This is a genomic window from Salinigranum salinum (assembly GCF_009176545.1).
GTDB classification, from domain to species: domain Archaea; phylum Halobacteriota; class Halobacteria; order Halobacteriales; family Haloferacaceae; genus Salinigranum; species Salinigranum salinum.
Map to the genome: position 1 here is coordinate 490,139 of NZ_VTOJ01000001.1, position 22,302 is coordinate 512,440.

Here is a 22,302-nt window from a genome sequence, read left to right on the forward strand (position 1 = left end):
ACTCGCCCACCGCACGCGGACGGAGGCCGACGCGTGACCGACGCGGGAACGTCGGACGCGGACGTGGACGTGGAGACCGACGCGTCGTCGGAGGCCACCCCGGACTCCGCGCCGTCGGCCGACCAGTACGAACCGCTCTCCATCGACGCTGCCGCCGAACTCGTCGACCGGATCACGGAAAACGTCGAGCGGGTCATCGTCGGCCAGCACGACGCCATCGAACACATCATCGTCGCCTTCCTCGCCCGGGGACACCTCCTCCTCGAAGACGTTCCGGGCGTCGGCAAGACGATGCTCGCGCGGTCGATCGCCACCTCGATCGACTGCTCGTTCAAGCGCGTCCAGTTCACCCCCGACCTCCTGCCCTCGGACGTCACCGGCGTCAACGTCTTCAACCAGAAGACGCGCGAGTTCGAGTTCCAGCCCGGGCCCGTGTTCGCCAACGTCGTCCTGGGCGACGAGATCAACCGCGCCCCCCCGAAGACGCAGGCGGCGCTGCTGGAGGCGATGGAGGAAGAACAGGTGACCGTCGACGGCGACACGCACCGACTGCCGTCGCCCTTCACCGTCATCGCGACGCAGAACGACGTCGAACCCAACCGCACCTACGAACTCCCGATGGCCGAGATCGACCGCTTCATGAAGAAGCTGCGACTGGGCTACCCGACCGAGGCCGACGAGACCGAACTCCTCGGGCGGGTCGCCGGCGACCACCCGATCGAGTCGCTCGACCCCGTCGCCTCGGTCCCCGAGGTCCAGCGCGCCCGACGGACGGTCATCACCGTCGACGTCCGCGAGCCGGTTCGCTCGTACGTCACCCGGCTGGCGTCCTTCACTAGGGACCACGCACAGCTCGGCGTCTCGCCGCGCGGCGGCATCGCGCTCGTCCGGGCGGCCCAGGCCAGGGCGGTGCTCGAGGGGCGCGACTACGTCGTCCCCGACGACATCCAGACCGAGATCGTCACCGTCTGGAGCCACCGCATCCGCCCCGGGGGTGGCGACGATGACGGCACCTCGGTCGTCGAGCGAGCGCTCGACACCGTCCCGGTCGAATGAGACTGACGCGACGCGGCTGGGCGGTCGTCGTCGTCGGCGTCTTCGGGACCGCGATGGCCGCGCTGTTCGGTGCCCGGTCGCTCAACGCCGTCGTCTTCCCCTGTGTCGTCGCGCTCGTCGCCGCGCTCGTCCAGGTCCGCGGGGTCGAACCCCCGACGGTCGAGCGCGCGCTCCCCGCCGACGGCTTCCCCGGTGACGCCGGGACGGTCACCCTCCGGTTCGAGACGGACGCGCCGTTCACCGCGACAGTCCACGACGCGCTGCCTCCGAGCGTCGAGGGCGACGCCCGGAGCCGGACGACCGTCGGTAACGAGGCCGTCTCCTACGAGGTGACGTACCGCAGTCGCGGGCTGCACACGATCGGTCCGGTGTCGTTCGTCGCCAGCGACGTGCTCGGGCTGGCGACCCGGCGCTTCTCGGTCGGCGTCACGGACGACGTCCTCGTCTACCCGTCGGTGCACGACCTCACGGGCCGTGCCCGACGCGACCTCGTCGCGCTCCAGCACACGGCGGAGAGCCCCGACCGCGACGAGTTCGACCGGCTCCGCGAGTACGTCCGCGGCGACTCGCTCCGCGACGTCCACTGGAAGTCCTCGGCCAAGCGCGAGGACCTCATCGTCAAGGAGTTCTCGGCCGACGACCGGAGTCAGACGCTCACCGTGGCGCTCTCGGCCGACCGGGGTCGCGCCGACGAGATGGCCGAGGCCGGGGGGACCATCGCGCTCGCCCTCCTGCATGCGGGCATCCCCGTGACGCTCCTCACGCCCGGCGGGACGGTGTCGGCGGCCCCCGGCGACCGCGAGCGGCTGCTGGAACACCTCGCGCGCGTCGGCCACGGACGGGCGGAGACCGAAGAGGAGCCCCCGATCGAGGTGCGCGCCACGCGCGGTGGGACGCGGGTCCGCCTCGGCGGCACCGAACTCCCCTTCGACCGACTGGTCGCCCGCCGAGCCGACGCCGAGAGCCGCTCCGACCGGGGGCGTCCGGCGACCGGTGACGACCGTCGCGACCGACCCACCGACCGTCGTCGCCGTGGCCGGGGGGTGGCGGCGTGAGCACGCGGCGTCTCTCGCTCGCGACCGGGTCGCTACGCGACCGGACCGATTTCCGCGGCCCGGCGCTCGTCGGCGTCGGCGTCCTCACGCTCTCGTACGTCAGCGTCCTCTTCCACGTCACGAACGTCGTCGGGGGGAACCGCGTGTTCGTCCTCCTCGTCGCGGGGACGTTCCTCCTGGCGACGGCGCTGGGACGGTTCCTCCGCATCCGCACTGCGGTGTTTCTGACGGCCGTGTTGCTCAGTGCCGGAACGGTCACGTACTTCCTCGCGATCCCCGCGAGCCAGCTGTCGCTCCTGTCACCCGAGCGTATCTTCTCGGACACGGTCGCCCTCCTCACCGGCCTCTCCGTGCTCCGGCTGACCGCCGCCGACGTGTGGGCGCTCGCCATCGTCCCCGGTCCCGTCTTCCTCTCGTGGTATCTCGCGATGCGCGAGCGGTACGTCTGGAGCGTCACGGTCGGTGGCGCCGCGCTCGGCCTGTTCGTCCTGACGAGCGACGCCGGGACGGCGACGACACTCGTGGGCGTCGGCGGGGCGGGCACCGCCATCGGCTTCGGCACGCTCGACCGCTACGGCGGGACGGTCGCCCAGCTCGACACGCTCGTCGCGGTGCTGGCGGCGATGATCGTCCTCGCGGCGACGTTGTCGGTCGTTCCCGGCGGGGCGGCACAGCCACTCCTGCCCGACCGCGGCTCGCCGACCGTCGAGGCGAGCCTCGTCAACTCCCAGGAGCGCATCGAGGTGCTCGGCTCGATCCGGCTCTCTCCGAAGGTGCGGTACACGATCGAGGCGGGCGAACGGCAGTACTGGCAGACGGCGTCGTACGACCGCTACACCGGCCGCGGCTGGGTGCGGACGGGCGACACCGAACCCTACCAGGGACGGCTCCGTGGCCCGCCCGGTGCCGCCCGCCGGCTCACACAGACCGTGACCCCGGAGTCGACGGTCTCCGCGATGCCCGCCGCGTGGAAGCCCGTCGAGGTCTCCGAGGGCGTCGCCGGCCGCACTCAGGTCACCCAGCAGGGCTTCTTCGTCCCGGCTACGAGCCTCGGCTCGGGCGAGAGCTACACGGTCGAGAGCCGCGTCCCGCAGTACACCTCCGAACAGCTCCGCCGCTCCGGCACCGACTACCCCGCGGCGATCCGCGAGTCGTACCTCCAGCTCCCCGAGAGCACCTCGACGCGGGTTCGCGAGCGCGCGGCGGAGATCGCCGGCGGCCAGGACAACCCCTACGACAAGGCCGTAGTCATCGAGCAGTGGCTGGAAGAGAACAAGCGCTACTCGCTCACGGTCGAGCGTCCCGAGGGTGACATCGCCGAGGCGTTCCTCTTCGAGATGGACGCGGGCTACTGCACCTACTACGCGACGACCATGGTGACGCTGCTGCGCGCGCAGGGCGTCCCCGCACGGCTCGCGGTCGGCTACACGCCCGGCGAGCAGGTCTCCGACGGGGAGTACGTCGTCCGCGGGCTCGACTCGCACGCGTGGGTCGAGGTCTACTTCGCCGACGTCGGCTGGGTTCGCTTCGATCCGACGCCGGCGTCTCCCCGAGAGACGGCCGAGCGCACCCGACTCACGGAGGCGCGACAGAGCGGCGAGGCGGGCGTCGATACGAACGCCACGGAGCCCGACCTGAGCGGGCCGTCCGACGCCACACAGTTCGGGGCCACCAACGCCTCCTCGCTCTTGAACAACTCCACCCGCAACGAGTCGCTGCGGAGCAACCTCGAGGGGAGCGATCCCGGCACGAACTCGACGCCGGACTCGACCGCACTCGACACCGGGAGCGACGGCGACGATGGGAGCGGCGGCTTCAGCGTGCCGGAGCTGCCCTCGCGTGAGACGCTCGGTCTCGGCCTCGTCGCCTTCGTCGGGTTCGTCGCCGGTGCGCGGCGGATCGGCCTCACTGCGTGGGCGTACCGCCGGCTGTGGCTCCGGTACCAGCGGGGGACCGGCAACCCCGAGCGAGACGTCGAACGGGCGTTCGACCGGCTCGAACACCTGCTCGAACGGCGCTATCGGCCGCGTCGCCCGACCGAGACACAGCGGGCGTATCTCGCTGCCCTCGCGCGGGGACACGGGCTCGACAGCCGCGTCCAGCGAGTCGCCGACATCCACGAGCGCGCCCGCTACCGTGGTGGTGTCTCGCGCGCCGAAGCGGCGACCGCCATCGACCTCGTCGACGAACTGGTGTGGGAGGCGACGCCCGTGGTCGGCGACCTCGTCGCCCGTCGCGACGACCGCCACCCCCCGACCGAGGCGACCGCCTGACGGCCCGGCTCGTGTGGTCCCGACACACGACCGGTGGGGGCCCGCAGGTCACATCGTGCACGACGCGCCGGACCGGTCGCGTGGTGTGGACGCCCTGCCGGTCGTCTTCGGGAGGACGAGGTCGATCGGGGCTCGTCACGGCTGTTCGAGCGGTGCGCCCTCCCGATACTGTTTTGTATCTCGCTCTCAGAATTCAGAGTGGAATGTCAGAGGTATGCTCGACGTGTGGACTGCCTGATGAACTCTGCGTCTGTGAAGACGTCGCGCGTGAGTCCCAGGAGATCAATATCCACATCGACGAGCGACGCTACGGCAAAGAGGTAACGGTCATCGAGGGGTTCGATCCGAGAGACGTCGACATGGACAGTCTGTCGTCCGATCTGAAGTCGAAGTTCGCCTGCGGTGGCACGGTCGAGGACGGCTCCATCGAACTCCAGGGTAACCACACCGGCCGCGTGGAGGACTTCCTCCGCGACAAGGGCTTCAACGTCGCGTGACCCTCTGACCGCAGTCGCACGTCGAGTCGCGCCGCCTTCGAACGTCCTGTTTTTCACGCCGCGAGCGGTCGCCTCGTTCGACTCGAACTCAGAAGGGCGTCTCGGGGTCGGGTTCGGTGTCGCGTTCGTCTTCGGTCTCCAGCGGGCCGTCCCAGTCGTCGAGTCCGCCGGCCATGCTCTCGACGCGGGCGTCGGCCGTCCCCTCGTACGACGTGATGAGCCGGGCGGCCTGGACGCTCGCCTTGCCGTGCGGACAGACGGTGACGATGTGGTCGGCACCGGCGAACGACTCGATCCGTTCGGGCAGTTCGCCGAACGGGACGTTCTCGCTCCCGGGGATGTGTCCACGGGCGAACGCCGCGGGCGACCGGATGTCGACGACGCGTGGCGGCTCGTCGGAGTCCAGCAGTGAAGCGACCTCGTCGGTGGAGATCTCGCCGTCCATACGCGACAAGAGCGGGCACGGGTGGATAAGTCCCTCGGCGTGTCGGTCACCGAGGCGGCCCGCAACGGGGCGTTCACCCACCGAGTCCGTCGGCTCGGCTCAGACGAGCCCTTCCTCGCGGGCGAGCAACAGCCCTTCGAGCGTCGCGTCGTTGGTCGGCCGGCCGCGGACCACGTCGAGCACGTCGTCGACCGGCACCGCGCGCACAGAGAGGAACTCGTTGTCGTCGAGTTCCTGACTCACGGGCGCGAGGCCCTCGGCGAAGACGAACCCCCGGCGGTGTCGGAGCAGCCCGGTCGTACACCACACGTCCTGGAGGAGGCTCGTCGACGACGCCTCGAACCCCGTCTCCTCCCGGAGTTCGCGCTCGGCGGCGTGGGTGAAGGACTCGCCCGCCTCCACGATGCCGGCCGGGAGCTCCAGCTGCGTCTTCCGGATCGTCGGCCGGTACTGTTCGACCATGGCGACCGCGCCGTCGGTGACGGCGACGACGACGACGGCCGACGCCAGCTCGGCCCAGTAGTACCGTTTCGTGCTCCCGTCCGGCTGTTCGACGAGGTCGTACCCGCCGACGTACCAGCCCGTCTCGTACTCGACTTCGGTCTCGAGGACGGGCCACTCCGGCTCACCGAGCGACTCGTGTCGACGGCCGTCGTCCGGATGGTTCATCGCTGCCCCCCGGTCTCGCTCCCGTCTGTCGGCTCGTTCCCTCTGCCGCCCCCGGCCGCCGATTCGTCCGCGGCTTCGCTCCCGCGCTGGACCGCTTCGTCGGTTGTCTCCGCTTCGTCGGCTGTCTCCGCTCCGCCGCCCGTCTCCGCCCCGTCGACGACGTCCGTGACCGCCGCGCCTTCCATCCCCTCGAGCTCGACGCGGTAGATCCGCCCGAGCGCCTGCCTCCGGAGGATCTCGACGGCAGCGTCGCGCTCGTTCTGGTACGTGGCCGCGACCGCCGTCCGGGCGAAGGGCGCGGCGTGCCAGACGACGCGTTCGACGTTCGGACTGCCGACCTCGATCACCTCGTACTCCTCGTGGTCGTCGCACCAGGTGTCGAACTCCGCCCGCCTCCCGGCGTGGACGCGGAGCCGCGACGCGAACAGGACGTCCCGGGCCGTCGAGACGACGTCGCTCGTGACGCGCTCGCGGTACTCCTCGGGGTCGAACGCCATCGCCCGCGCCGTCTCGCGGACGACGGTCTGAGCGATCGGACCGACGGCCTCGAACGCCTCGCGCGCCTCCTCGTGCGTCTCGGGTGCCAGCGTCCCCTGCGATTCCATTGCTGTCGACTCTGGTGGGGGCGACCGTATACTTCTACCGCTCTCCAACCGCTGTCCCGCTCTCCAACCGCTGTCCCGCTCCCCAACCGGCTCCCACACAGTCCAGGCGGGCCGGCGTTCGCGTCAGCCGTCGGACTCGTCCACGTCGGCGCTAGTCTCGTCCGCCGTGTCGTCCCCATCGGTCCGGGTCGTGGATTCGTCTCCGTCACCTTCCGTCTCTGCCTCGTCCGCGCCAGTGTCCGTTGCGGTCAGCATCTCCCGCGTCAGCTCTCGTGCGTTCTGGACGATCTCGCGTGCTTCCGGGTCGAGGTCCGCAGCCCCGCTCTCGACGCCGGTCGTGCCCCGTCCGGGACCGTGGCTCTGCGCTCGTGGGGGCTCCGACCCGTGCCCGTGGTGTGGCTCGCCCTGCAGGTCGGGATCGTACACCTCACCCTCGTGGTCGTGGTCGTGACCGGTGGTGTCCTCGAACGCCACCTCGTACTCGGTCTCGGCCGCGAGGTCGGCGACGCGCGGGGCGAGTTCGTCCGTCCCGCCGGCCGCCCAGTCGGGAACGTGCTCGTCGAGCCACGACTCGTGGTCGTCGCCGTGCGTCAACGCCTGGAACGCGAGGTGGTCGGCGAGGTGGTCGGCGTCGAGCTGCGGCTCCGCACAGACCGGGCAGGCGTAGCCCATACCGGGACGGAGCCGGCCCACGGCAATCAAGCTGCGGGTTATCGGTCGTCCTCGTCGGCCACGAGGTCGGGTCGCCCGGCGTCGGTGTCAGCCCCCAGCTCGGCGTTGGCGTCGGTCGCAGCGGTGGCGACACCCCGGCCGGCCGTCCACTCCGCGAGGTCGAGCACCATCACGTAGGCGTCCTCGCCGTCGTCGTAGTAGCGGGGGATGCGGCGGAGCGGCTCGAACCCTTCGTCCCGGTAGAGCGACAGCGCGGCGTCGTTGGTCGCGCGGACCTCCAGTTTGACCAGCGCTGCACCCTCCGCCGCGAGCGCCGCGAGCGCACGGTGGAGCAGCGTGCGCCCGAGACCCTGCCCCCGCGCGTCGGGATGAACCGCGAGGTCCTTCACGTGGCCGATGTCGCGCCCGTAGTTCGGAGTCGTGTCGCTCACGGTGTAGCCGACGACGGTCGGCGGCGTTCCGACGGTCGCCACGAGAAAGCCTCGTTCCCCGAGGAACGACTCGAACGCCGAGTACGGCCACGGCTGTGGAAAGGTGACCCGTTCGATACGGAACACGTCGAGCAGGTCGGCCTGTTCGGCCTGCCGGATCACGACAGCGTCGTCGTCGAGGCTGTCGGGAACGTCGTCCGGGCTCGGCGCGGGGGACACGAATCGCGATACGAGCGCCTCCCGCAAAAGTACGACGGCCCACGCGTCGCTGTCGACGGGAAAAAACGGAGAACGTGGGTTGGTGGTTCGGCTCAGTCGTCGGCGGGCGCCGCGTCGCCGCCGTCCTCGTACTGCTGCTTCGTGAGGCGGAGCTTGCCACCGGCGGCGAGGATGCGGCGTTCGCGCTCGGAGGCTTTGAGGGTGGTCGTCGCCTCCCAGTCGTCGTTGACGCGGACGGTGAACTCCTCTTCGCCCGCCTCGACGGCTTCTGCGACGTCGGTGACGACCTCGACGTCGTCGCCCTGTTCGATCTTCGCGTACGTCTCGGAGTCGATCGTCAGCGGCAGGATGCCGAAGTTGAACAGGTTGGCGCGGTGGATGCGCGCGAACGACTCGGCGAGGACGGCCTCGATGCCCAGGTAGAGCGGGCACATCGCGGCGTGCTCGCGCGAGGAGCCCTGGCCGTAGTTCTCGCCAGCGACGAGGACGCCGCCGTCGGCGTCCATGGCGCGCTGGGCGAACGTCTCGTCCACCCGCGAGAGCGTGAACTCCGAGAGCTTCTCGATGTTCGAGCGGTACATGAGGATGTCCGACGTCGCGGGGATGATGTGGTCCGTCGTGATGTTGTCCTCCATCTTCAGGAGCACTTCACCCGCGATGTCGGCCTCGAGGGGTTCGCCGATCGGCGCGTTGCCGATGTTCGGCCCCTTGATCAGGGAGTCGTCGACGGCCTCGTCGGGCGCGATGATGTCGGTCTTCGAGCCGTCGTACGCGTCGGGCAGCTCGAAGCCGGGATCCTCGAGGTCGCCGAGCTCGTCGGCGAGGTCGCGCGGGTCGACGATCTCGCCCTTGATCGCTGCGGCGGTCGCCACTTCGGGCGAGCAGAGGTAGACGTTGTCGTCCTCGATGCCGGAGCGTCCCTCGAAGTTGCGGTTGAACGTCCGCAGCGACACCGACTCCGACGCCGGCACGTGACCGATGCCGATGCAGGCTCCGCAGGTAGCCTCGGAGAAGTTGACGCCGGCGGCCATCAGCTCCGCAGTCCACCCCTCGCGGGCGAGGATCTCCGACGCCTGCTTCGAGCCGGGCGCGATGATCATCTCCGTCTTGCGGTTGATCTGCCGCCCCTCGAGCATCTTCGCGGCGGGGAGGATGTCCTCGTAGCCGCCGTTCGTACAGGAGCCGATGATGACCTGGTCGACGCTCGTCCCGGCGACCTCGCGGACGGGTACGACGTTGTCCGGCATCGACGGCTTGGCGATGAGCGGCTCGAGGTCGGAGAGGTCGATGGTGAGTTCGTCGGCGTACTCGGCGTCCTCGTCGGGCGCGAGCTCGACGTACTCCTCTTCGCGACCCTGCCGGGCGAGGTACTCCCGGGTGTGTTCGTCCGTCGGGAAGATCGAGGAGGTCGCGCCGAGCTCGGTCCCCATGTTCGTGATGGTGGTCCGCTCGGGCACCGAGAGCGACTCCACGCCGGGGCCGGTGTACTCGAACACTTTGCCGACGCCACCTTTGACCGAGAGCCGTCGGAGCATCTCGAGGATGACGTCCTTCGCGGTTGCCCACTCGGGCAGTTCACCCTCGAGGCGCACGTTCACGACCTCTGGCATCTCGACGTAGTACGCGCCACCGCCCATCGCGACGGAGATGTCGAGGCCGCCGGCACCGATGGCGAGCTGTCCCAGCCCGCCGGGCGTCGGCGTGTGGCTGTCGGAGCCGAGGAGCGTCTTGCCGGGTGCGGCGAAGTTCTCCTTGTGGACGTTGTGGCAGATACCGTTCCCCGGACGGGAGAAGTACGCGCCGTACGTCCCTGCGGCCGACCGCAGGAAGCGGTGGTCGTCCGTGTTCTTGAAGTCGAACTGGTACGTCTGGTGGTCGCAGTACTGCGCCGCCAGTTCGGTCTGGACCTCGTCGAGGTCGAGCGCCTCGAACTGCAGCCAGACCATCGTCCCCGTCGTGTCCTGTGTGAGCACCTGGTCGATCTCGATCCCGATCTCCTCGCCGGGTTCGAGTTCCCCCTCGACGAGATGGTCGTCGAGGATCTTCTCTGTCAACGTCAGTCCCATAACGTTTGCCCGTGGATGGTGAACAGATATAAATCCTCCCTGTCGTGCGTGACAGTCCAGATGGACGACCCCGCAGTCCGGCAATTTTCGCGGGATCCTCGTTATTATTTGAGATTCGAGTAACTTTTCACCCGGCTGTCGGCCGTCGTACCGAAACGGTTTTCATCGTCCGCTCTGCCGGAGCGCCATGTTCAGAAGCGGCGCGTTCGTCGCCGAGCACGTCACGCCCGTCGACGACTCGCAGGTCCAGCCGAACGGCGTCGATCTGACGCTCGCAGCGGTTCACGAACAGGCCACGCGGGGACGCATCGGTCGCGACGGCAAGCGGATCGGCGAGCGCGAGGAGGTCTCGTTCGAGTCGGTCGAAGGCGGCGAGTGGGCGTACCTCGGCCGTGGTGGATACGTCCTCCAGTACGCCGAGACGGTCTCGATCCCCGAGGGACACGTCGGGTTCATCTACCCCCGGTCGTCGCTCATGCGCAACTCCTGCATGCTCAACACGGCCGTGTGGGACGCGGGCTACGAGGGGAAGGGAGAGGGGCTGTTACAGGTCCACCACTTCGTGGAACTCGAACGCGGCGCGCGGGTCGCACAGCTCGTGCTCGCCGAGGCGAACCACGAGGGGACGTACGAGGGGAGCTATCAGGGTGAGCGAACCGACTGACACCGCGTGTAACCGTTTCGTCCGTCCCAGCCGCCTTCGGCGTACCCGACCTGTCTCCAGTGTCCGTCGACGCTGCCGAAGTGACGCCTGTCTGTCCGGGTCCGTCGTTGCGGCGCGCGCGGACGACGCGCTCCCACGGGGTGTCGCGACGACAGCCGAGACCATCGCGGTACACGCCGACGGACAAGTCGACGTGACCTCGAGGTCGCGGCCGATACGATTGCGGTCCGGGTTACGTCGTCGCCGGGTGATCGTGACAGCCTCACCGAAGACGACCCTTTCGCGGATCTCCGTCGACATTTCGATCGAGACGGTGGCTCCGTCGCGACGACCGAACGCGGCGTAGTTACCGTCCTGGCGAGCCTGAACACGTCGCGTACGGTGGTAGCACTCTCGTGGCTGCGTCGCTCGCCACCGTCTGATCGACGCCTCCGCGGATCGGTCGAGTCCGCTCGCTGTCGCTCGCGGCTGCAACTCTTCGACTTCAAGCCCTCGGGCGTTTTCACTGTTCACTCCGTTCGCAGGAACACGGGCCGGGAGGGACTTGAACCACAGTCGTTCCGTTCACTGGCGCTCACTCCACTCCCTGATTCAACTCCCTGGGGCCGCTTCGCTCCTCACGTTCGTTCGTCGCAGAAGCGGGCCGGGAGGGACTTGAACCCCCGACCGTCTGGTTAAAAGCCAGACGCTCTGCCGAACTGAGCTACCGGCCCGCACGTCTCCGTAGTTGTGGTGTCCTGATAAGCGTTTACTGTCGGTACGATCGCGGAGGTTCAAATCCGATGCCGAGGCGACCCCGTTGCGTGCTGTGAGCTCCACCACGGGGCGCGTCGCGGGTGTGCGGCACGGCGTCTCGTGGTCGTCCCCGTGTCGCCTGTTCGCCCCCTGGCCTCACCTCCGCCGTGATCACCCGTCGAAGTACGCCACGAGTGCCTCGGCGAGCACGTCCTCCGGCGCGACGTTCTCCAGCGAGGCACGCCGTCGGAGTTCGAGGTAGAGCTCCGGTGGCAGACGAACGGTGAGTTCGCCGAGCCTGACGCCGTGTTCTGCCAGCGCGTCCACTGCGGGCGTGCCGTCGTTGATCGCACTGGCGATCCGTCTGACCTCTCGCACGGTGAGGTCGCTGTCGAGCGCCGCCCACGCGAGGGCGAACCTGGCGTCGCCCGAAACCCGGGCGATGTGCTTCGCGGCCGTCGGGGCGATGTCACCGCGAGCCACGTGACGGCGGATCGCCTGCGGGAGGTCGTGCACGCGGGCCCACTTGCGGATGAACGAGACGGAGACGTCGCCACCGGCGCGCTCGGCGGCACGCTTGTACGACCCGACACCCCGGACCAACGCGGCGCAGGCGGCCGCTCCACGGAGCATGTAGACGTTGTCCTCCGCTCCGACCGTGTTCTCCGAGAACGCCCGCACCGTCTCGGCCGCGAGCTGGACGCTCTCCGGATCGTCGGGGTCGAAGCCGACCGCCTCGCGAGCGCGCTCGCCGGTCACGGACGGATCGGCACGGACGACGGGCTCCCCCACCGGCTCCTCTCGGTCGGCCGGATGTGTCCACTCCCTGTCGCCGTCTCGATCGCTCATCTCGTTCGTGGGTCGGGCCTCTGCAACAAAAGCGTCCTGTTGCCGTGCGGTGCCACCGGCAGGGCGTCGCGATCAGTCGGACTCGGCGTGTTCACGACGTTCGGAGAGGTGTTCCCAGATCTCGGCACAACCCGCACCCGGCTCCAGATCGTGGAGATGCCTCCGTTCGTCCGCAGCGTCTGCCATCTCGTCTCCACTCACGCCCGTGGCTGGCTCTTCCCGCTCGCTCTCACCCTCGCTCATCGGTCGTCCTCCTCGGCGTCGTACAGCTCCGGTGCGACGTCGGCCGACGCGTGCTGTCGTGTTCGATACCGCCGATCGGTGTCCATCGATTCCAGCCACGAGCCGAGGCCGAATAAGGCCGCCTCAGGCAGTAATCGATGCCAGCACTCCCGGATACCGGAGACAGCTGCCTCCATCTTTGACGGCTATCCGGCAGGAAAAATACGATCCGTCACGCGGTTCACGGTGAAACCGACGTCACCAGATTCGTCAGGGATTGCGTGGGCCGAGGCGTACTCCCGTCCTTCTCCCCAAGCGACGGTATGAGCGTCGCCCTTCGCATCCTCGACGACGGTGCATGGATCTCCGTCGACGACCAACGGCGCGTGAGCGTGAGCGAACTCTGGCGGTTTCACGACCCCGAATTCTGTGCTTGCGCGCTCCCGGATTTCGTCGTCGAGAACTTCCAGGCGGTCGGTGTCGACGGCCGCACCGTGGAGACGCGCGTCTACGGCCAGTGCATCGCCTGTGGGACGAAAGGGGAGACGTCGTGGCTCCCGGTCGGCCGGGTCGTCGACGGCGCGTACCGCGATATCGACCGCGAGAGCGTCCTCAGTCCGACTCGTGCGCCACGCCCGCACGGGTCCACGACGAAGCAGCAATAATCACTGGTTGCCCGAAGCACCGGGAAGGGTTGACGGCATACGGGTGGGCTTACGTGTGGGCACGGTAGGGTGGGTACGAATGCCGACGGACGTCGAGAACTGGAAGTCGGAGGTGTACGGCAACGAAATACGAGAACACCTCTTCCGCTTCGCGGAGGAGGGGTGGGACGCCATCCCCGAGGACGAACACGACGCGTGGTTCGAGCGCTTCAAATGGTGGGGGCTGTACCACCAGCGCAACGGTCAGGAGTCGTTCTTCATGATGCGGATCGGGACGCCAAACGGCGTCCTGAAGCCGGGGCAGACCGAGGTCGTCGCCGAGGTCGCCGACGAGTACGCCGAGGGGCCCGCTGAGAACCCGATCTTCGGCAACGGCTGGGTCGACTGGACGACGCGGCAGTCCATCCAGCTGCACTGGATCAAGCTCGAAGACGTCCCGGCGATCTTCGAGAGACTCGAATCCGTGGGACTGTCGACGCAACAGGCCTGCGGCGACTCCTGGCGGAACATCGTCGGCTGTCCCGTCGCCGGTAAGGACAAACACGAACACGTCGACGCCCTCCCGGTGGCGGAGGGACTCCACGAGACGTACAAGGGCCACGACGACCACTCGAACCTCCCACGGAAGTGGAAGGTCGCCGTCACCGGCTGCCGCGAGGGATGCGGCCAGGGCGACATCAACGACCTCGCGTTCGAGCCCGCAACGAAAGAGATCGACGGCGACGAGGTCGAAGGGTTCAACGTCAACGTCGGCGGTGGCCTCGCCCGCAACGAACCCCGTCTGGCGCGCGAACTCGACGTCTTCGTCACGCCCGAGGAGGCCGTCGAGGTCGGCGGTGCGGTCTCCGCGCTCTTCCGCGACTACGGCGACCGCGAGGATCGCTACAGCGCACGGATGAAGTTCCTCGTCGACGAGATGGGGGTCGAGGAGATCCGCGAGGTACTCCAAGACGAGTACGTCGACTTCGAGCTCCGCACCGCGGGCGAGGACCTCCGCGAGAGCTACTCGTACAACTCGAGCCGCGCCACCGGCGGCCACGCCGACCACGTCGGCGTCCACGAGCAGAACGACGGCACCTACTACGTCGGCCTGAACGTGCTCGTCGGCCGGATGGCGACCGAGGACACGAAGGAACTCGCCCGGCTCGCCGACGAGTACGGCTCTGGTGAGGTTCGCGTCACCCAGCGGCAGAACGTCATCGTCACCGACGTGCCCGAGTCCGAACTCGACGCGCTCCTCGACGAACCGCTTCTGGAGACGTACTCGCCCGACCCGAACCCGTTCATGCGTGGCTCCGTCGCCTGCACGGGAACGGAGTTCTGTTCGCTCTCCATCGTCGAGACGAAGAACCGCCAGGTGCGGTACGCCCGCTGGCTGAAGGAGAACGTCGAGCTCCCCGAGGACGTCGAGGACTTCCACGTCCACCTCTCGGGCTGTACCGCGTCGTGTGCCCAGCCACAGATCGCCGACGTCTCGCTCCGGGGAATGAAGACCCGGAAGGACGGCGAGCCGGTCGAGGCGCTCGATATCGGGCTCGGCGGCGGTCTCGGTGAGAATCCTCGGTTCACCCAGTGGGTCGAACAGCGGGTCCCCGTCGACGAGGTACCCGGCGCGATCCGGAACCTGCTCGCGAACTTCGAAGACACTCGAGACGATGGAGAGACGTTCCGCGAGTTCGTCGAGCGCCACGAGGACGACGAGGAGTTCCTCGCCTCGCTGGTCGACCCCGAGGAGACGGACTACGACGACCCGATGATGCACAACACCAAGATGACGTGGTACCCCTACGCCGACGAGGACGACCTGGCGGCGTCGCCGGCCCCGACTGATCGCGACGGCCAGCCGCTCCCGGCCGACGACTGACTCCGGTCGACGACGGAGCCACTGGTCCACCCGCGACCCATCCACTGTGATCTCCCGACGTTTCTGTGCGTCACCCGCGTCTCGTCGGTACGTCGACGCTCTCTCGCGTCGTCTCTCGTACGATGACGTTCGTTCTCACTCGGGAAGCCGTCGCCGCCTCGCGCTCACGGGCGAGCGTGCGGTGGATCAGACCGACCGAACCGACCGGCGTCGACGTGATCGGCGGGCACTGATCAGTGAGGACTCCCTCGCGAGCGCAACCGACGGGAGCCGACACGACACGCCTTTGCCGACGCGGAGTTCAGCTTCGCCCATGCCCGATCGAATCCTGAAGATCAACGCCTACACCACCTTCGACATGCTCGACGGGACGGCACAGGGCCACGGCTTCGAAGAGGAGGCGTTCGCCGTGCTCAACGTCACGGCCCCGCGCGAGAACCCCGACCACGTGACGCTCGAACTCGAACTGGACAACACGCAGCTCGAGACGCTGCCGGCGCACGCCGATCGGGTGACGCTCTCCGCGGCGCAGGCACGCGAACTCGCCGCCGAACTGGAGACGTACGCGGATCGGGTCGAGGCCGCAGAGGAGTGACTCGTCGTTCGTCCCGGTCGCTGTCGGCCCCCCTGTCGCCGGCCCGTCGTTCGTCCCGGTCGCTGTCGGCTCCCCTGTCGCCGGCCCGTCGCTCGTCCCGGTGTGCGTCCCGCACGCCCTCCGCCTCGCGCGAGCGCCAGTGCGGCTCGTATCGTACAACGTTCGTCGAGGGGGCGGTGTCGCCGGTCAGTCCTGCGCTCGCTCGCGCCACGCCTGCTGTTGCATGCGCTCCGCGACGTGCGACCGCCCGCCCGCGAGGTCGGCACGGACGGCCGCATCGAACGCGGTGACGTCCGCGAGGAAGCCCTGCTCGAACCCCTCGACCAGTTCGTACGACCAGTGGTCGTCGATGACGCCCGCTGGGAGGTGACAGTCGCGGATGGCGTCGGCGTGTTCCTCGTGGCCGGCCTCTCTGAGCTGCGGCTCGGCCGCCGCGAAGTGGTCCATCGACCGCCCGATGGCGTGGTGGAAGGCCAGCAGATGCCCGTACGCCCGGTGGACACCTTCGACGCCGAGCTGGAGTTCGTGCAGCGCCGTCCGCTCGCTGTCGGTCAGGTCGGGAGACACGCTGTCCATACCTTCCGTATGTTCCGTGTTACCAAGACAGTCACGGTGTGCGTCCCGTGACTCCCCGTCCGCCTCGTCCCCGTCAGGGGTCACCCACGTGACCGAGATCGGACGGCTCTGTCGGTGTCGTGCGCTCGCTCACGCCCCGAGCCGCGCCAGTTCGTCGTCCGTGAGTTGGAGCGTCGACGCGGCGACGTTCTCGGCGAGGTGGTCGAGGCTCGATGTCCCGGGGATCGGCAGCGTCACCGGCGAGTGTGCGAGGAGCCACGCGAGTGCGACCTGGTACGTCGAGGCGTCGTGTGCCGTCGCGATCTCCCGGAGGGCCTCGCCCTTCCCGCCGAGGTCGCCTGCGCCGATCGGGAACCACGGGATGAAACCGATGCCGTACGACTCGCACGCGTCGAGAACGGGCTCCGAGTCGCGGTCGACGACGCTGTAGCGGTTCTGGACCGTCGCGATCTCGACGATCTCGCGTGCGGCCTCCAGCTGGTCGACCGAGACGTTCGACAGCCCCACGTGTTGGATCACGCCGTCGTCCTTCAGTTCGGCGAGCGCCTGCACGGACGCCTCGAACGGCACGTCGGGATCCGGCCGGTGCAACTGGTAGAGGTCGATGGCGTCGACGCCGAGGCGGTCACAGCTACACAGGTGTGCGTTACGGAGGTAGTCCGGGTCGCCGTTCGGGAGCCAGTCGCCGTCGCGGTTACGCATGAGTCCACCTTTCGTCGCGATCACCACGTCGTCGTACGGGGCGAGCGCCTCGCGGAGGAGCCGTTCGCTCACGCCGGGACCGTACGAGTCCGCGGTGTCGACGAAGTCGACGCCGAGATCGACTGCCCGTCGGAGGACTGCCTTCGCGTGGTCGACGTCGTCGGGCTCGCCGATGATCCCCTCCCCGGTGACCCGCATCGCGCCGAAGCCGAGCCGGTGGACGGTGAGTTCGCCGCCGACGTCGAACGTGTCGCTCTCGTTCGTGACCATGGACGAGGACACGGCTCTGCCAGGCATAGGTGTTGGCTCTCTCATGGGTCCCGTCTTCGATCCGCCGTTCGTCGCGAGGGGACCACACGGCTTTGATTCCGCCGACCGTACTGGGGGACATGACGAACCCGACTGACCGGAACGAGGTTCTCGCGGCGTCGTTCGAACGGATCGCCGCGGCTCTCCGCACGGGGGACGCGACCCTCTACGGCTACGACGTCAGCACGGAGCCGCAACTGCGCGAACGCGGGGGGATCTCCCACGAGGGAGGGTGGCTCTCCTTCGAGCTCGTCCGCTCGTCAGAGGCGGACGACTGATCGCGTGGCCGCCACCGCACCGCCACCACACCGCCACCGCTGTCGACCGATCGCGTGTACCGCCGTCGACACCGCCGAACGCGTCGACCCAAAACAGCAGCACGAAGCGCGGAGCGCGACCGTCCAGCCGACGAAGCCCGGGGCCGCACATCGTACGAGTGGCTGGGCCGTGACAGTCGATCGCTCCTCTGATCCCGTCGGCGGTCGATAACAGGGCCCGGTCGTCGGCGTGATCGCGGACGCCCGTTCGGATCGACGCGTGAACCGACCGCCACTACCTGACGAACGACCTGCGACTCGACCACCAGCAGCCAGTCGAAAACGACGAGCACAAACGTCGTGACTGGCTCTCTGGAACCGATGAACGTCCGGTTTCTCGGCGGTGCTCGCGAGGTCGGTCGGAGCGCTATCCTCGTGAACGACCGTCTCCTCCTCGACTACGGGATGCTGACGGGGAACCCACCACAGTTCCCGGTCGGGACGCCCGAGCCGGACGCCGTCGTCGTCAGCCACGGTCACCTCGATCACGTCGGCGCCGTTCCATCCCTGCTCTCCGGGGACCGACGACCCCCGATTCACTGGACGCCGCCGACGCGGGAGCTCGCGCTCACGCTCGCCCGGGACACGCTCAAGCTCCACGGCGTCGCCGGGAGCGGGGCGACCGGCCGATCGCGGCGTCGCCGACGACGCGGTGGCACCTACGCCTGCCCGTTCACCGAGGAGGAAGTCCGACGCGTCACGCAGGTCTCCGAGACCCACGGCTACCGCGAGCCGTTCGAGGCGGCGGGACACGAGGTGACGTTCTACAACGCCGGGCACATCCCCGGGAGCGCGCACGTCCTCGTCGACGACGGCGAGACGCGACTGTTCTACACTGCCGACTTCCACACCGACGACCAGCGGCTGGTGTCGGCCTCGACTGCGCGTCCCGACGCGGACGTCGTCGTCTGTGAGAGTACGTACTCCGACGTCGACCACGAGCCTCGACAGCGGATCGAAGAACGGTTCGTCGAGAGCGTCCGGACGACGGTCTGGGAGGGCGGCACCGTCGTCGTCCCCGCGTTCGCCATCGGCCGTACCCAGGAGATGCTGCTGGTCTGTGCCGCCCACGACATCGACTGTTACGTCGACGGTATGGGCAAACGGGTGACGAAGCTGCTCCGCCGGCACCCCGACTTCGTCCGGGACGCTGACGCGCTCGGGCGCGCGAAGTCGAACGCCCGCTTCGTCACGGGTCGCGACGGCCAGCGGAAGCGCATCGCCGCACAGAACACGGTGATCGTCACGACCAGCGGGATGCTCTCCGGCGGACCGGCCATGACCTACATCCCGGCGATCCGGTCGAACCCGACGAACAAGATCACGCTGACGGGGTACCAGGTCGAGGGGACGCCGGGCCGCGAACTGCTGGAGCGGGGTCGGGCGGAGATCGACGGGCGCGTGATGCCGATCGGTGCGCAGGTCGAGTGGTACGACTTCTCCGCCCACGCCGACCGCGAGGGACTGTTGGATCTCCTCGGGTCGTACCGTGACGCCCGGATCCTCGTCAACCACGGCGACCGCTGTGAGCGGTTCGCGGCCGAACTCTCGGCCGAGGGGTTCGAAGCCTCGGCACCCGACGTGGGTGACGAGCTCACAGTGTAGGCGTCGCCCCCGGACTACTATCCGGCCGTATTCTTTTTGCTCTCGCGCACGTGCGCCCGCAGACACTGCCGGCCCAGGTCGCCCCGCCGGGCCCTGACGCGTCGCGGATCGTCGCCCGCTGCAGAACGATCCTCACGCGTGACGACCCGTCGTCGACTCTCCCGACGGCCTCGCTCCGCAGGTGACCTCCTCGACGAATATCAATTCGAAAAACCGAATCCGCAACGAGAGATCGATCTGAGGTCCTTTGCTTCCCCTGTTTTATATACTATTCAAGTACCCTCTTTTGAGTTCGATATCGTTATTGAGAACTGGCGGGCCACGTTTTTGTACCAGACTCTGAAACGAGGGGGTAAGCACGGGCGGCTGAGGGATCTCGGGGGGGACTGTCCTCCCAACACACCCTGTGTGTGTCGATGGGACGGATCCGCTCGGTCAGAACGTGCCGAGAACGACAATGAACTTCAAGAAACTACTGACGGAGGACCGCGCAGTGAGCCCGGTCATCGGCGTCATCCTGATGGTCGCGATCACGGTGATCCTGGCGGCCGTCATCGGGACGTTCGTGCTCGGTCTCGGCGACCAGGTCTCCGAGAGCGCACCGCAAGCACAGTTCACATTCGAAAACAGTTCGGGTACCCTGGACGCGACCCACGACGGCGGTGACCCCGTCCCGGCGAACACGCTGAGCGTGTCCGTCTCGGGGACCGGATCCGAAGACTTCACCGGCACGCACGGCAGCGAACTCACGGCCGGTGACACGCTCACGGTCGCGACCGGCCTCAGCGGCGACTCGGTCGTCCGCCTCGTCTGGCAGAGCAAGAACTCCGACAAGACCGCGACCATCGCGAAGTTCGAGTCGTAAGTCGGTCGGACCACCTACTTCACTATGAACTTCAAGAAACTACTGACGGAGGACCGCGCAGTGAGCCCGGTCATCGGCGTCATCCTGATGGTCGCGATCACGGTGATCCTGGCGGCCGTCATCGGGACGTTCGTGCTCGGGCTCGGTGACCAGGTCTCCGAGAGCGCACCGCAGGCACAGTTCACGTTCGAGTTCGACGGCACCGACCAGGTGAACGCGACCCACGACGGTGGGGACGCCATCCCGGCCGACGAGCTGTCGGTCGCGTCCGGCGTGTCCCTCAACGTGTGGAACGGCGACAGTGGCTCGTCGTACGCGGGCGGTTCGACGAAGGTGGACCTCTCCGGCAACGGCGGGTTCGCCGCGTCCGACACACTGCAAGCGGGGACGACGATCTACATCCAGGACAACAGCGGATCCGGTCTCTCCGACGAGACCATCCGCATCATCTGGTCCAGCGCGAACTCCGACAAGACCGCGACTATCGGCCAGTTCGAGGCGTAACCGCCTCGTCACCACTTCTCCGATTTTTTTCGACCGGCGAGCGGCGCCACCGGTCACTCTTCGGTTGAGTACCGCCGCACCTGAAACGGCTCGTACCCGCCGTACGCCACCTCCAACGCGCCGAGCCACCAGTTCCACCGGCTCGCGACAGAGCCGTCCGGCGCGTCGTTCAACTGGGTCACGACCTCCTCGACGGTCAGTTCGATCCCGCGATCACGTTCGGCCTTCCCCGACGCTGCGAGGTCGAGCGCCTGCCGAACCACCACGCGCCGCTCCGCCTCGCTCCCGTCGAACGCCTCAGCGAGCGCCCGGTCGAGTTCGCTCTCGTTCACGTCCGTGGTTCGGTGCGTCGACACTTCACCCTTCGCGAGGACGGTCGGCTGTCGGTGCGACGCTCTGCGCGAAGAGGTGGTGGCGCGTCTCGCCGCACCGTCCCCTCGTGTGCGACCCACGACGAGCGACGAGCGAACCGAACGCGTCGAGCGAGCGGGCCGGTCGGGGAGGGCTTCGAACGAGCGACGCGCGTACGAACGGCTCGAAGCGGCTCCGTCGCTTCGGTGGCGTGGTGTCACCGTCCCGGTGACCGCCGTGCCGCGGTCACTGTCTAGTCACCTCCCCACTTCCATCGGTCGGACCCGGGGGTGTGTCTCGTTCGCTCACCGGTGCCGGGTACCGTCCCGGACTGGACGGCCACCCTTCCCACCGAAACCTCTCTCACCGCCACTCCTTTCAGTTCTCGTCCCGCTCACTCCCACCACTCGCTCCGCCGCTCGTCGTACGACGCGTCCCGGAACGGTGGTGGCTTCTCGTCGTCGCTCTCGGTTCCGAACGCCACGGCGAGCCAGTAGCCGGTGTGCCAGCCGAGGGCGGCGGTGTCGATCCCGACGAGGGTCACGGTGAACTGCGAGTACCGTTCGCTGGCACCGTCGCCGTCCGGATCGGGCCCGCGGCTCGACCCGCAGGAGCCCGACCCTGCGGTACACGGCGACGAGTCGGCGTAGCGGACGACGAGGTCGGCGTCGGGGTCGTCGACGACGCGGAACGTGAGGTTGGTCGGCATGCCGGGCGCGCCGCGTTTGTAGTACCCCAGGGCCCGGTACACCTGCTGACGCGCCGCGTCGGGGTCGGGCGCGTCGTCGACGTCGACGAAGACGGTGAAGTCGGGATCGACCCAGGGGAACGCGCGTTCGGTCGCGTTCGGCTGTGGAAGGGTCGTGAGCGTCACGCCGGTCCGCATCACCGCCTGTGGTTCGTCGTCGTGTCCTAGCCCGAGCGTGTGACCGAGTTCGTGCGTGACGACCTGGACGGTCGACGCGTCGGAGAGGCCGATCTTGATCTCGACGGTGACGGGACGGTCGATCTGCCCCGCTCGGGTGATGTACGGCGCACAGCCGGCCGTGTGGTCGGTGCGCTCGCAACCGGTGATCTCGTCGCGGAAGCTGACGACGAGGTCGGGGTTCGGCGCGTCGGGCTGGACCTCGTAGTCGACCGCGTAGCCGGCGTACCGCGTCGCGTTCGCCTCCCAGTACGCCGTCGCCGCCCGGACCAGCGGGACGACGTCACGCCCAGGTGGGCTCTCGACGGCGACGACGACCGGATCGGTACCCCACGGGTTCCCGTCCGGCGCAGTCGGCGTCGCGGTTTCGGTCGTCGCGTCGGCTCCCGGTCCGCCGTCGCTACTCGTCACCGACGACGGACTGCTGCCCGAACTCGGGCGGTCGTCGGCTCTCGACCCACCCTCCGCTCCGAACGCCGGACCGAGACAGCCGGCGAGGACGACGAGAAGGAGGAGCGAGAGGGCCAGCACGCGGCGGGACATCTATCCAGCCATCCGCGACCGAG

The 22,302-nt window shown here is 68.5% G+C and carries 24 protein-coding genes and 1 tRNA gene; 12 read left to right on the forward strand and 13 right to left on the reverse strand.

Features of this window, described 5'->3' with window-relative positions; genetic code table 11:
* Positions 1 to 69: 69 nt before the first annotated feature.
* From FZP69_RS02320 to yciH, 4 genes are all read left to right on the forward strand, one after another.
* Positions 70 to 1,056 carry an AAA family ATPase gene (locus FZP69_RS02320; protein WP_152041484.1) on the forward strand — a complete coding sequence of 329 codons (987 nt, stop codon included), beginning with the start codon at positions 70 to 72 and terminating at the stop codon, positions 1,054 to 1,056.
* Positions 1,053 to 2,111: a DUF58 domain-containing protein gene (locus FZP69_RS02325; protein ID WP_152039776.1), complete on the forward strand. Its 1,059-nt coding sequence runs from the start codon at positions 1,053 to 1,055 to the stop codon at positions 2,109 to 2,111. Before FZP69_RS02320 ends, FZP69_RS02325 begins: the two co-directional genes overlap by 4 nt.
* A complete protein-coding gene (locus tag FZP69_RS02330; protein WP_152039777.1) occupies positions 2,108 to 4,384 on the forward strand; it encodes a transglutaminase TgpA family protein in 2,277 nt (758 codons plus the stop codon). Before FZP69_RS02325 ends, FZP69_RS02330 begins: the two co-directional genes overlap by 4 nt.
* 203 nt (positions 4,385 to 4,587) lie before the next feature.
* Complete coding sequence (gene yciH / locus FZP69_RS02335; RefSeq protein WP_152039778.1) at positions 4,588 to 4,881, forward strand: stress response translation initiation inhibitor YciH; 294 nt, start codon at positions 4,588 to 4,590, stop codon at positions 4,879 to 4,881.
* An 88-nt stretch (positions 4,882 to 4,969) separates the two neighbouring features.
* Here yciH and FZP69_RS02340 read toward each other — a convergent pair whose 3' ends face one another.
* The 6 genes from FZP69_RS02340 to FZP69_RS02365 form a co-directional block, all read right to left on the reverse strand.
* On the reverse strand, positions 4,970 to 5,326 hold the full coding sequence (locus FZP69_RS02340) for a rhodanese-like domain-containing protein (protein WP_152039779.1): 357 nt from the start codon (positions 5,324 to 5,326) through the stop codon (positions 4,970 to 4,972).
* A 99-nt stretch (positions 5,327 to 5,425) separates the two neighbouring features.
* Positions 5,426 to 5,995: an NUDIX hydrolase gene (locus tag FZP69_RS02345; protein WP_152039780.1), complete on the reverse strand. Its 570-nt coding sequence runs from the start codon at positions 5,993 to 5,995 to the stop codon at positions 5,426 to 5,428.
* Entirely contained in the window at positions 5,992 to 6,600 is a 609-nt protein-coding gene (locus FZP69_RS02350; RefSeq protein ID WP_240137431.1) for a DUF5809 family protein, read from the reverse strand. The genes FZP69_RS02345 and FZP69_RS02350 overlap by 4 nt, the downstream gene beginning before the upstream one ends.
* A gap of 123 nt (positions 6,601 to 6,723) precedes the next feature.
* Positions 6,724 to 7,272, reverse strand: a complete 549-nt coding sequence (locus tag FZP69_RS02355; RefSeq protein WP_152039781.1) for a DUF5810 domain-containing protein — start codon at positions 7,270 to 7,272, stop codon at positions 6,724 to 6,726.
* 38 nt (positions 7,273 to 7,310) lie between these two features.
* Positions 7,311 to 7,922: a ribosomal protein S18-alanine N-acetyltransferase gene (rimI, locus tag FZP69_RS02360; RefSeq protein WP_152039782.1), complete on the reverse strand. Its 612-nt coding sequence runs from the start codon at positions 7,920 to 7,922 to the stop codon at positions 7,311 to 7,313.
* 92 nt (positions 7,923 to 8,014) lie between these two features.
* A complete protein-coding gene (locus FZP69_RS02365) occupies positions 8,015 to 9,988 on the reverse strand; it encodes an aconitate hydratase (protein WP_152039783.1) in 1,974 nt (657 codons plus the stop codon).
* Positions 9,989 to 10,175: 187 nt separating this feature from the next.
* Here FZP69_RS02365 and FZP69_RS02370 point away from each other — a divergent pair, with 187 nt between their 5' ends.
* Positions 10,176 to 10,652, forward strand: coding sequence for a deoxyuridine 5'-triphosphate nucleotidohydrolase (locus FZP69_RS02370; RefSeq protein WP_152039784.1), 477 nt, complete (start codon positions 10,176 to 10,178; stop codon positions 10,650 to 10,652).
* A gap of 639 nt (positions 10,653 to 11,291) precedes the next feature.
* Here the strand turns inward: FZP69_RS02370 and FZP69_RS02375 are convergent.
* The 3 genes from FZP69_RS02375 to FZP69_RS22305 form a co-directional block, all read right to left on the reverse strand.
* Positions 11,292 to 11,365, reverse strand: a tRNA-Lys gene (locus tag FZP69_RS02375).
* A 193-nt stretch (positions 11,366 to 11,558) separates the two neighbouring features.
* The gene (locus FZP69_RS02380; RefSeq protein WP_152039785.1) at positions 11,559 to 12,236 is read right to left on the reverse strand and encodes a DUF7119 family protein; all 678 of its coding nucleotides are present in this window, start codon (positions 12,234 to 12,236) and stop codon (positions 11,559 to 11,561) included.
* 72 nt (positions 12,237 to 12,308) lie between these two features.
* On the reverse strand, positions 12,309 to 12,479 hold the full coding sequence (locus FZP69_RS22305) for a hypothetical protein (RefSeq protein ID WP_192918562.1): 171 nt from the start codon (positions 12,477 to 12,479) through the stop codon (positions 12,309 to 12,311).
* Between the two features lie 302 nt (positions 12,480 to 12,781).
* On the opposite strand from FZP69_RS22305, the gene FZP69_RS02385 reads away from it, so the two are divergent.
* The 3 genes from FZP69_RS02385 to FZP69_RS02395 all read left to right on the forward strand — a co-directional run bounded on the left by FZP69_RS02385 (position 12,782) and on the right by FZP69_RS02395 (position 15,582).
* Entirely contained in the window at positions 12,782 to 13,123 is a 342-nt protein-coding gene (locus FZP69_RS02385) for a hypothetical protein (protein ID WP_152039786.1), read from the forward strand.
* A 79-nt stretch (positions 13,124 to 13,202) separates the two neighbouring features.
* Complete coding sequence (locus FZP69_RS02390) at positions 13,203 to 14,987, forward strand: nitrite/sulfite reductase (protein WP_152039787.1); 1,785 nt, start codon at positions 13,203 to 13,205, stop codon at positions 14,985 to 14,987.
* A gap of 313 nt (positions 14,988 to 15,300) precedes the next feature.
* Positions 15,301 to 15,582, forward strand: a complete 282-nt coding sequence (locus FZP69_RS02395; protein ID WP_152039788.1) for a DUF6360 family protein — start codon at positions 15,301 to 15,303, stop codon at positions 15,580 to 15,582.
* A 186-nt stretch (positions 15,583 to 15,768) separates the two neighbouring features.
* Here the strand turns inward: FZP69_RS02395 and FZP69_RS02400 are convergent, their stop codons facing one another.
* The gene (locus FZP69_RS02400) at positions 15,769 to 16,158 is read right to left on the reverse strand and encodes a hypothetical protein (RefSeq protein ID WP_152039789.1); all 390 of its coding nucleotides are present in this window, start codon (positions 16,156 to 16,158) and stop codon (positions 15,769 to 15,771) included.
* 129 nt (positions 16,159 to 16,287) lie between these two features.
* On the reverse strand, positions 16,288 to 17,130 hold the full coding sequence (locus FZP69_RS02405) for an aldo/keto reductase (protein WP_152039790.1): 843 nt from the start codon (positions 17,128 to 17,130) through the stop codon (positions 16,288 to 16,290).
* 119 nt (positions 17,131 to 17,249) lie between these two features.
* Between FZP69_RS02405 and FZP69_RS02410 the strand changes: the two genes are divergently transcribed.
* The 4 genes from FZP69_RS02410 to FZP69_RS02425 all read left to right on the forward strand — a co-directional run bounded on the left by FZP69_RS02410 (position 17,250) and on the right by FZP69_RS02425 (position 20,460).
* Complete coding sequence (locus FZP69_RS02410; RefSeq protein WP_152039791.1) at positions 17,250 to 17,447, forward strand: hypothetical protein; 198 nt, start codon at positions 17,250 to 17,252, stop codon at positions 17,445 to 17,447.
* A gap of 360 nt (positions 17,448 to 17,807) precedes the next feature.
* A complete protein-coding gene (locus FZP69_RS02415) occupies positions 17,808 to 19,091 on the forward strand; it encodes an MBL fold metallo-hydrolase (protein ID WP_152039792.1) in 1,284 nt (427 codons plus the stop codon).
* Between the two features lie 457 nt (positions 19,092 to 19,548).
* Complete coding sequence (locus FZP69_RS02420; protein WP_152039793.1) at positions 19,549 to 19,956, forward strand: type IV pilin; 408 nt, start codon at positions 19,549 to 19,551, stop codon at positions 19,954 to 19,956.
* Between the two features lie 24 nt (positions 19,957 to 19,980).
* Positions 19,981 to 20,460, forward strand: coding sequence for a type IV pilin (locus tag FZP69_RS02425; protein ID WP_152039794.1), 480 nt, complete (start codon positions 19,981 to 19,983; stop codon positions 20,458 to 20,460).
* 53 nt (positions 20,461 to 20,513) lie between these two features.
* On the opposite strand, the gene FZP69_RS02430 is transcribed toward FZP69_RS02425, so the two are convergent.
* Positions 20,514 to 20,792 carry a hypothetical protein gene (locus tag FZP69_RS02430; RefSeq protein WP_152039795.1) on the reverse strand — a complete coding sequence of 93 codons (279 nt, stop codon included), beginning with the start codon at positions 20,790 to 20,792 and terminating at the stop codon, positions 20,514 to 20,516.
* Positions 20,793 to 21,205: 413 nt separating this feature from the next.
* Positions 21,206 to 22,279: a matrixin family metalloprotease gene (locus tag FZP69_RS02435; protein WP_152039796.1), complete on the reverse strand. Its 1,074-nt coding sequence runs from the start codon at positions 22,277 to 22,279 to the stop codon at positions 21,206 to 21,208.
* Between the last annotated feature and the right edge of the window lie 23 nt (positions 22,280 to 22,302).

Bases quoted from the DNA above. Each gene is read 5' to 3' on its own strand.
- FZP69_RS02325 (WP_152039776.1), top strand. From the start codon at position 1,053: ATGAGACTGACGCGACGCGGCTGGGCGGTCGTCGTCGTCGGCGTCTTC.
- yciH (WP_152039778.1), top strand. From the start codon at position 4,588: ATGTCAGAGGTATGCTCGACGTGTGGACTGCCTGATGAACTCTGCGTC.
- FZP69_RS02340 (WP_152039779.1), bottom strand. From the start codon at position 5,326: ATGGACGGCGAGATCTCCACCGACGAGGTCGCTTCACTGCTGGACTCC.
- FZP69_RS02345 (WP_152039780.1), bottom strand. From the start codon at position 5,995: ATGAACCATCCGGACGACGGCCGTCGACACGAGTCGCTCGGTGAGCCG.
- FZP69_RS02350 (WP_240137431.1), bottom strand. From the start codon at position 6,600: ATGGAATCGCAGGGGACGCTGGCACCCGAGACGCACGAGGAGGCGCGC.
- FZP69_RS02355 (WP_152039781.1), bottom strand. From the start codon at position 7,272: ATGGGCTACGCCTGCCCGGTCTGTGCGGAGCCGCAGCTCGACGCCGAC.
- FZP69_RS02365 (WP_152039783.1), bottom strand. From the start codon at position 9,988: ATGGGACTGACGTTGACAGAGAAGATCCTCGACGACCATCTCGTCGAG.
- FZP69_RS02370 (WP_152039784.1), top strand. From the start codon at position 10,176: ATGTTCAGAAGCGGCGCGTTCGTCGCCGAGCACGTCACGCCCGTCGAC.
- FZP69_RS02380 (WP_152039785.1), bottom strand. From the start codon at position 12,236: ATGAGCGATCGAGACGGCGACAGGGAGTGGACACATCCGGCCGACCGA.
- FZP69_RS22305 (WP_192918562.1), bottom strand. From the start codon at position 12,479: ATGAGCGAGGGTGAGAGCGAGCGGGAAGAGCCAGCCACGGGCGTGAGT.
- FZP69_RS02385 (WP_152039786.1), top strand. From the start codon at position 12,782: ATGAGCGTCGCCCTTCGCATCCTCGACGACGGTGCATGGATCTCCGTC.
- FZP69_RS02390 (WP_152039787.1), top strand. From the start codon at position 13,203: ATGCCGACGGACGTCGAGAACTGGAAGTCGGAGGTGTACGGCAACGAA.
- FZP69_RS02395 (WP_152039788.1), top strand. From the start codon at position 15,301: ATGCCCGATCGAATCCTGAAGATCAACGCCTACACCACCTTCGACATG.
- FZP69_RS02400 (WP_152039789.1), bottom strand. From the start codon at position 16,158: ATGGACAGCGTGTCTCCCGACCTGACCGACAGCGAGCGGACGGCGCTG.
- FZP69_RS02405 (WP_152039790.1), bottom strand. From the start codon at position 17,130: ATGGTCACGAACGAGAGCGACACGTTCGACGTCGGCGGCGAACTCACC.
- FZP69_RS02410 (WP_152039791.1), top strand. From the start codon at position 17,250: ATGACGAACCCGACTGACCGGAACGAGGTTCTCGCGGCGTCGTTCGAA.
- FZP69_RS02415 (WP_152039792.1), top strand. From the start codon at position 17,808: ATGAACGTCCGGTTTCTCGGCGGTGCTCGCGAGGTCGGTCGGAGCGCT.
- FZP69_RS02420 (WP_152039793.1), top strand. From the start codon at position 19,549: ATGAACTTCAAGAAACTACTGACGGAGGACCGCGCAGTGAGCCCGGTC.
- FZP69_RS02425 (WP_152039794.1), top strand. From the start codon at position 19,981: ATGAACTTCAAGAAACTACTGACGGAGGACCGCGCAGTGAGCCCGGTC.
- FZP69_RS02435 (WP_152039796.1), bottom strand. From the start codon at position 22,279: ATGTCCCGCCGCGTGCTGGCCCTCTCGCTCCTCCTTCTCGTCGTCCTC.